At 56.0% G+C, this 6,491-nt stretch carries 6 protein-coding genes; all 6 read right to left on the reverse strand.

The features are described from left to right. A partial coding sequence (locus tag Q2B33_RS22685) for an AAA-like domain-containing protein (RefSeq protein WP_300914274.1) occupies window positions 1-1,008 on the reverse strand: 1,008 nt, incomplete at its 3' end. Between the two features lie 99 nt (window positions 1,009-1,107). Then, the gene (gene xylB, locus Q2B33_RS22690; RefSeq protein ID WP_300573944.1) at window positions 1,108-2,568 is read right to left on the reverse strand and encodes a xylulokinase; all 1,461 of its coding nucleotides are present in this window, start codon (window positions 2,566-2,568) and stop codon (window positions 1,108-1,110) included. 236 nt (window positions 2,569-2,804) lie between these two features. Beyond that, window positions 2,805-3,464 carry a DUF4867 family protein gene (locus tag Q2B33_RS22695; RefSeq protein WP_300573947.1) on the reverse strand — a complete coding sequence of 220 codons (660 nt, stop codon included), beginning with the start codon at window positions 3,462-3,464 and terminating at the stop codon, window positions 2,805-2,807. Window positions 3,465-3,682: 218 nt separating this feature from the next. Further along, a complete protein-coding gene (locus Q2B33_RS22700) occupies window positions 3,683-4,297 on the reverse strand; it encodes an SGNH/GDSL hydrolase family protein (protein ID WP_300573950.1) in 615 nt (204 codons plus the stop codon). 147 nt (window positions 4,298-4,444) lie between these two features. After that, the gene (locus tag Q2B33_RS22705) at window positions 4,445-4,699 is read right to left on the reverse strand and encodes an AAA family ATPase (RefSeq protein WP_330623617.1); all 255 of its coding nucleotides are present in this window, start codon (window positions 4,697-4,699) and stop codon (window positions 4,445-4,447) included. A 161-nt stretch (window positions 4,700-4,860) separates the two neighbouring features. Continuing rightward, window positions 4,861-6,222 (reverse strand): MATE family efflux transporter, encoded by a 1,362-nt coding sequence (locus Q2B33_RS22710; protein WP_300573953.1) that lies wholly within the window; start codon window positions 6,220-6,222, stop codon window positions 4,861-4,863. Window positions 6,223-6,491 lie beyond the last annotated feature (269 nt).

Raw genomic sequence — 6,491 nt, forward strand, 5'->3', positions numbered from 1 at the left:
TCTGGTGAAGAGCAGCGCGCGCAGCATCCCATTCAGGGTGGGGTATCCCGTCAGCTCGCCTGTCAGAGATTCAAAGAGCGTGTTTTTTTCCGACAAAATCACCCTCACCGCCTTCTGGAATCCATCCTCCGTCCAGGCCCTCTTCTTCACACTATTTTCCAGCGCGCCACGGCCCTGCGTCCCGCCGATTTCCTCATCCATCAGCTTACACAGCCGGGATACGAGAAACGGATATCCTGAAGTATACGCATGAATCAGATCGGCCATCCTCCCGATATCCATACCGATTCCGTAATCAGAATCATACTCCTCCAGCATCCCCGCAATATCCCCGGGTGAAAAGCTCATGTCAATCTTGAAATCCGTTGCTATATTCCAGGGACTATTTACCTTATGCTCCTCCTCGGGCCGAAGCTTCCTCCTCAGATTCTTTACATCGCACACCCCGGCCAAAATCACCGAGCGGAAAGTGGGCTGCAGCGAACGCCGGATATAGTACGCCCGCAGCTGTGCAAGGAAATCCATGAACACCTGGTTGTCCGCCGCGCTGTCCACCTCGTCAATCATCAGCACTATGGGCCGGTCAGCGGCAGCGCAGATATCGCTCAGCTCCTCGAACAGCTCCATCAATGCGAACTCGCCCCTTCCTCCCTGGGCGCATTCCTGCAGCCGGGACAAGGCTGCCTGGAACGCCTGGCTCCCTTCTTCCTTATCCCTCCTCAGAGCGCGCAGAAAGGACTTTGCGAAAGCCGCTGCAAAGGCGCTGCCACTGCGGAATTTTTCCGCGTCAAAGGTCTGGAAATCCAGCAGGACCACACGATACACGTTCTGCAGATAGCGCTCAAGGGCCATCAGGACAGTGGTCTTCCCATATTGTCTTGCCCTGTTGACAGAAAAATACTTCCCTGCGTCCACCAGCTCCCTGATTTCCCGCAGCCTCCCGTCGAGCCTGACCATATAGTGTTCTTCCGGAATACATGCTCCTGTCACATTGAACGCTTTCGCCATCCCTTCCGCTCCTTTCCTGTCTGCTGCCGTCCCGTGCTTCCGCCTCCCTGACTCTCTGAAGTCAGTTTCCCCCGGCTCTTACTCCTTATGAAGATTCGCCTACCGGAACAGGGGCTTACAGGCCGGGTAGATTCGCTTGAACTGCTGATACCGCTCCTCGTATTTCGCCACCAATTCCGCCTCCGGTTCCACGGTCTCCACCACTTTCACCACCTTGGCGGCGATTTCCTCTACACTGGCATACTCCCCGCAGGCCACCGCCGCCAGCATGGCGCCGCCCATGGAGGGGCCCTCCTCGCTCTCCGGCACTTCCACCCTCAGATTCAGCACATTGGCCACGATTTTCTTCCACAGGGGGCTCTTCGCGCCGCCGCCGCAGATCTTCGTGCTCTTCAGCTCAATCCCCAGGGACTTGGCCACCTCCAGGGAGTCCCGCAGGGCGAAGGCCACGCCCTCCAGCACGGCCTGGGTCATGTCCGCCCTGGTGGTGTCCATGCTCATGCCGATGAAGACAGCTCTGGCTTCCGGGTCATTGTGGGGCGAGCGCTCTCCCATGAGATAGGGCAGAAAGAACACATGGTTCTCTCCCAGCTTCTCGATGGGCTGCTGTTGGGCGGCGTAATCCTTTGTGCCGATGATCTCGTCCATCCACCACTTGTTGCAGCTAGCCGCGCTGAGCATGCAGCCCATGAGATGGTAGCTGCCGTCCGCGTGGGCGAAGGAGTGCAGGGCATTGTATCTGTCCACGCCGAACTGCTTCGAGGAGATGAAGACGGTGCCGCTGGTGCCCAGGGAGATGTTGCACATATTGTCTCCCACGGTTCCGGTTCCCACCGCCGCCGCCGCGTTGTCCCCGGCCCCGGCCGCCACCTTCACGGAAGGGCTGAGGCCAAGCTGTGCCGACACCTGGGGCAGCAGGGTACCCACGGCCTCATAGCTCTCGTAGCATTTCGCAAGCTGTCCCACCCGGATGCCGCAGATATCGCACATTTCTTCCGACCATCTGCGGTTCTTCACATCGAACAGCAGCATGCCGGACGCGTCCGACACATCCGTGCAGTGCACGCCGGTGAGCTTATAGGCGATATAGTCCTTGGGCAGCATGATTTTGGCGATCCGCGCGAAATTCTCAGGCTCCCGGTTCTTCACCCAGAGGAGCTTGGGGGCGGTAAAGCCCGCGAAAGCGATGTTGGCGGTGTACGCCGACAGCTTCTCCCTGCCGATCACATTATTCAGGTATTCCGTCTCCTCCCCTGTCCTGCCGTCATTCCAGAGGATGGCGGGGCGGATGACATTATCGTCTTCGTCCAGGATTACCAGGCCGTGCATCTGGCCGCCGAAGCTGATGCCGGCAACCTGCTCCTTGTCCACGTCCTGAATCAGTTCTTCGATTCCCAGGATGGTCTGTTCATACCAGTCCTGGGGCTTCTGCTCCGACCAGCCGGGATGGGGGAAATACAGGGGGTATTCCCTGGAGACGATGTTCACGATTTTCCCCTCGCTGTCCATGAGCAGCAGCTTCACGGCTGACGTTCCTAAATCTATTCCTATATAAAACATGTAAATCCCTCCTGTCTGTCTCTTCAATATACACACAATGCACACTGCTTCTTCCCGCACTTCCAGGATATGCCGAAAACCTACTTCCTGTCATGCCGCCTACGGCGGCACAAACAATTAATGAACTGGTGCAAGTCCGTAAGAATGCCTACACTTGGCATTCTTACCGGAATGATTTAGATTTTCTTAGTCCCGCGTACTTTGCGGGCTTAGAAAATCTTCATTCCGTGCACACTTCAGTCTTCCGTAAGGCACAGGTTCCTGCCCTTCAGTCCCAGGAAGCTCCCCTCGTCCAGTCCGCCTTCCGCGTGGCCGATCAGCCATTTGTTCACGGCGGTGAGCATGGCGTCCTCGTTGGAAAGGCCCGCGCCGGACTTTGCCTCGTCCACCTTTTTATGGGCTTCTTTCAGGGGATAGTTCGTCCCTTTGGGCAGCACGATGGCTACCTGGAAGCCGCTCGCATCATCTACATGGCAGGGCGCGTAGTGCAGGGAGGTGGCATATACCTCCACCGCTGTCCCGGCGGGCACCAGGAAGGCCTCCACCTTGGACGTGTCGTATGTATGGTCTGCCTCCACGTCCGCCAGCAGCCCCAACATCAGCACCGCGTCCGTTGCCGCCACGTTGATTTCGGAATCCCTGTGGTACTCCAGGGCGTTGAGCTTGGTATTGTGGCCGTTGCAGTAGCCGATCTGGATGGGCATCTCCCCGTAGGCCACTCTGGACAGTTCCTCCATCACGGGCAGGGCTTCCAGCGCCTCCACGGAGGGCTCGTAGGCCACATCCGCCGGAACCGGGGTCTTTTTCAGCTCCTCCACCAAATCGGTGAAATCTACATTGTCTACCACTCTGCCGTATCTCTTGAATGCCTCGTCCGTCACCTTTAAAATCTTCATCCTTCTCCTGATACCTCCTGTTATGATTTCTTTTCCTTCCGCTGTCTTCCAGCCAGTTTACCGCCTCAGCCTCAGATTCCTTTCCTGCTTTCAGATACCGTCCGCTGTCGGCCGGTTTACCGTCTCAGCCCCAGATTCCCTCCACCAGCTTCCTGGAGCTTCCCCCCTCCCAGCCACACCTTCGTCCCAGGCACTCTCTTGCTGCCCGTGGGCTTGTCTCAGACTCCCGCCGCCTTCTTCCAGGCTTCGGCGATGACCTCGTGGCCCGCAGCAGTGGGATGGACACCGTCGCCGGTCCAGCGCTGCACCGGGAATTTCTTCTGGGCCTCATCAAAAGCCTCCTGCAAATCCACGTAAGTCAGTCCGAACTCCTCCGCCAGCTTTCTCGTCACCTCCCTGCGGGCCGCCACCTCGCCGGAGAACACATCCCAGTCTGGCGTGGTGGCCGGGCCGGGCATCACGTAAGCGCCCATGAGGATGAGGCGCGTCTGCGGCAGCGCGGCAAAGGTCTCCCGCAGCAGAATCCGGTACACTTCCTCGAAAAGCGGCACGCTGACCCCGTCATGGTTCCCGAACTCATGCCACACATCGTTGACGCCAATCAGAATCGTGATCACATCCGGCTTTAGGTTCAGGCAGTCCCGCTTCCATCTGGCCAGCAGATCCACCACCCGGTTGCCGCTGATGCCGCAGTTCATCACCTCGCAGTCTCCGTCCTGAGCCATCAGGTCTGCCTCCAGCAGGCGCGGATACCCGCAGCCTGTGGCGTAGGGGTTCCCGTAGTCCCCTCTCCCGCAGTCCGTGATGGAATCTCCCTGAAATAAATATCTCATCTCATCATTCTTCCTTTCCGGTAAAGTTTAGTTACTTTCTATATTACACCATAACGCTTCTGATTTCCATGAAAATTTGCGCGATGCATGGAAAAGGCATGGAAAATAGATACAGAAGCCCGTCGACAATCATATCCGGCACTTCCTTCAGCGGAATCCCTTTCCTCTGTGCCACCCCTTATCATCAAAAAGGCTGTGGGAATCGCAGGAGCAGTCATAGTACGCACAGAGCATCTGGGCCGCGAAGGATTTCCCGAACGGGCGGGGCCTGCTGACGCATGTCAGGTTATTTACCATGCCGATTGTCTCATTTATCAGGCGGATCAATCCTGTCTTGTCCACATATTCGCTGTTCACAATTCTCTGAAATCCACTGTTTCCCGGATTGAAATAGATTCCCATGCAATCTCCTTCCCGATGCAGAACTTGATATCACTTTATTCAATCTTATGTCTTATGCCCCCCTCCAATAGATACCCCTGGCGAACTGCGCGAATACGCGTTTGACTTCCACGGCGCTTCTCTCCAAGACGCATGCCTTAAAATGGAGCTGGACGGTAGAATCATATCCGCGTCTCCAGCTTCCGGAACAGCCTCACCAGCACGAAACCGGCGATGCCGGCAAGAAGGACTTCCGCCGTGACCTGGGCGTAGGGCATCCCATAGAGAGGAAATATTTTATTCAGGATAAAGAGTGCCGGTATTTCGAACACAATCTTTCGCAGAACAGCAAATAGCAGCGCCTTGTTCCCCATGCCGGTGGCCTGGAACACCCCTACTGCCAGAAAGTCCACGCACATAAAGGGGAGCTGCAGGCACATGCCCCGCAGGAAATGGCTGCCATAACCCACGATTGCTTCATTATCCATGAACATCCCCACCAACGCCTCCGCAAAGACCAGATATCCCACTGAAACCACCGCCACACAGCAGATTCCCAGCTTCATGCTGTACAGGACCGTCTCCTTCATGCGCCGGTAATTCCTGCTGGCGTAGGTATAGCCCACCAGCGGAAGGATTCCCTGGAACATGCCGAAGAACAGGTTCAGGGGCACCATGTTGATCTTCTGGGCTATCCCCATGGAAGCCACCACATCGGAGCCGAAAGAGGCGGCGAAATTGTTCAGCAGGGTCATGCTGGTCACGTTCAGCAGATTCTGGATACAGGCAGGAATCCCCACCGCAAATATGCCCAGGAGGATGGTTTTATCAAAGGAAAACATCTTCGGCGATACGGACACATAGGTTTTTCCCCGCCGGACGAACAGCAGCACGAAGAAATAGCAGCAGGCCAGCGTATTGCCCAGGAAAGTGGCAAGCCCGGCTCCCGCGGCTCCCATATCCAGGCCCCAGGGCAGGATGAAGATCGGATCCAGAATCATGTTCAGGACACATCCGCTGATGGTTCCGATACTGGCATGGAAGGTAGCTCCCTCTGACCGGACCATGTACGCCATGACCACGTTCAGAATAGCCGGAACGGCTCCGCAGCAGACCGTCCACTGCATATAGGCGCCGGTGGCAGCCATGGTGCTTTCCTCCGCGCCCAGCAGGGCAAGCAGGCCAGGGCGGAACAGGATGCTCAGCAGGGAAAACATGGCAGAACAAAATACCGTACAGTAAAATCCGATTACGGAGCAGCGCTTCACCATGTCATGCTCATGCCGCCCCAGCGCACGGCTCATCATGCTGCTGGTGCCCGCTCCGAACAGGTTGTTCACAGCGTTGAAGGCCAGCATCAGCGGCGCCACCAGAGTGACGGCCGCATTCTGTATGGGATCATTGAGCATGCCCACAAAATAGGTGTCCGCCAGGTTATAGACGATGGTGATCAGGGAGCTGATAATCGTGGGTATGATAAGCTGCCTTACCGCTGCGGGTACTGCCATCTTCTCGAAGAGCTCGGTCTTGTCCTGGTTTTTCATGGTTTCTTTATCCTCTCTGTCCTGCTTATGGCGCGATTCGGTCAATCAATCCTGTTTTGTCCACATATTCACTGTTTATGATTCTCTGAAATCCGCTGTTTCCCGGATTTAGATAGATTCCTATGAGGACTCTTTTCCCGTACAGGTCTTGACATCAGTGTTTTATTCAATCTTATGTCTTATACGTTGAAAAGTCAACGGCATTCACTAGCAGGTATGTGTCAAGTCCTAATTGGCACTTTTCTCTTTTTTGTAGATGTCCGACATTT

Source organism: uncultured Acetatifactor sp. (genome assembly GCF_948601915.1).
Taxonomy (GTDB): domain Bacteria; phylum Bacillota; class Clostridia; order Lachnospirales; family Lachnospiraceae; genus Acetatifactor.

Coding starts and splice junctions, on each gene's coding strand:
- Q2B33_RS22695 (WP_300573947.1), bottom strand. CDS start 3,464: ATGAAGATTTTAAAGGTGACGGACGAGGCATTCAAGAGATACGGCAGA.
- Q2B33_RS22710 (WP_300573953.1), bottom strand. CDS start 6,222: ATGAAAAACCAGGACAAGACCGAGCTCTTCGAGAAGATGGCAGTACCC.
- Q2B33_RS22705 (WP_330623617.1), bottom strand. CDS start 4,699: ATGGGAATCTATTTCAATCCGGGAAACAGTGGATTTCAGAGAATTGTG.
- Q2B33_RS22700 (WP_300573950.1), bottom strand. CDS start 4,297: ATGAGATATTTATTTCAGGGAGATTCCATCACGGACTGCGGGAGAGGG.
- xylB (WP_300573944.1), bottom strand. CDS start 2,568: ATGTTTTATATAGGAATAGATTTAGGAACGTCAGCCGTGAAGCTGCTG.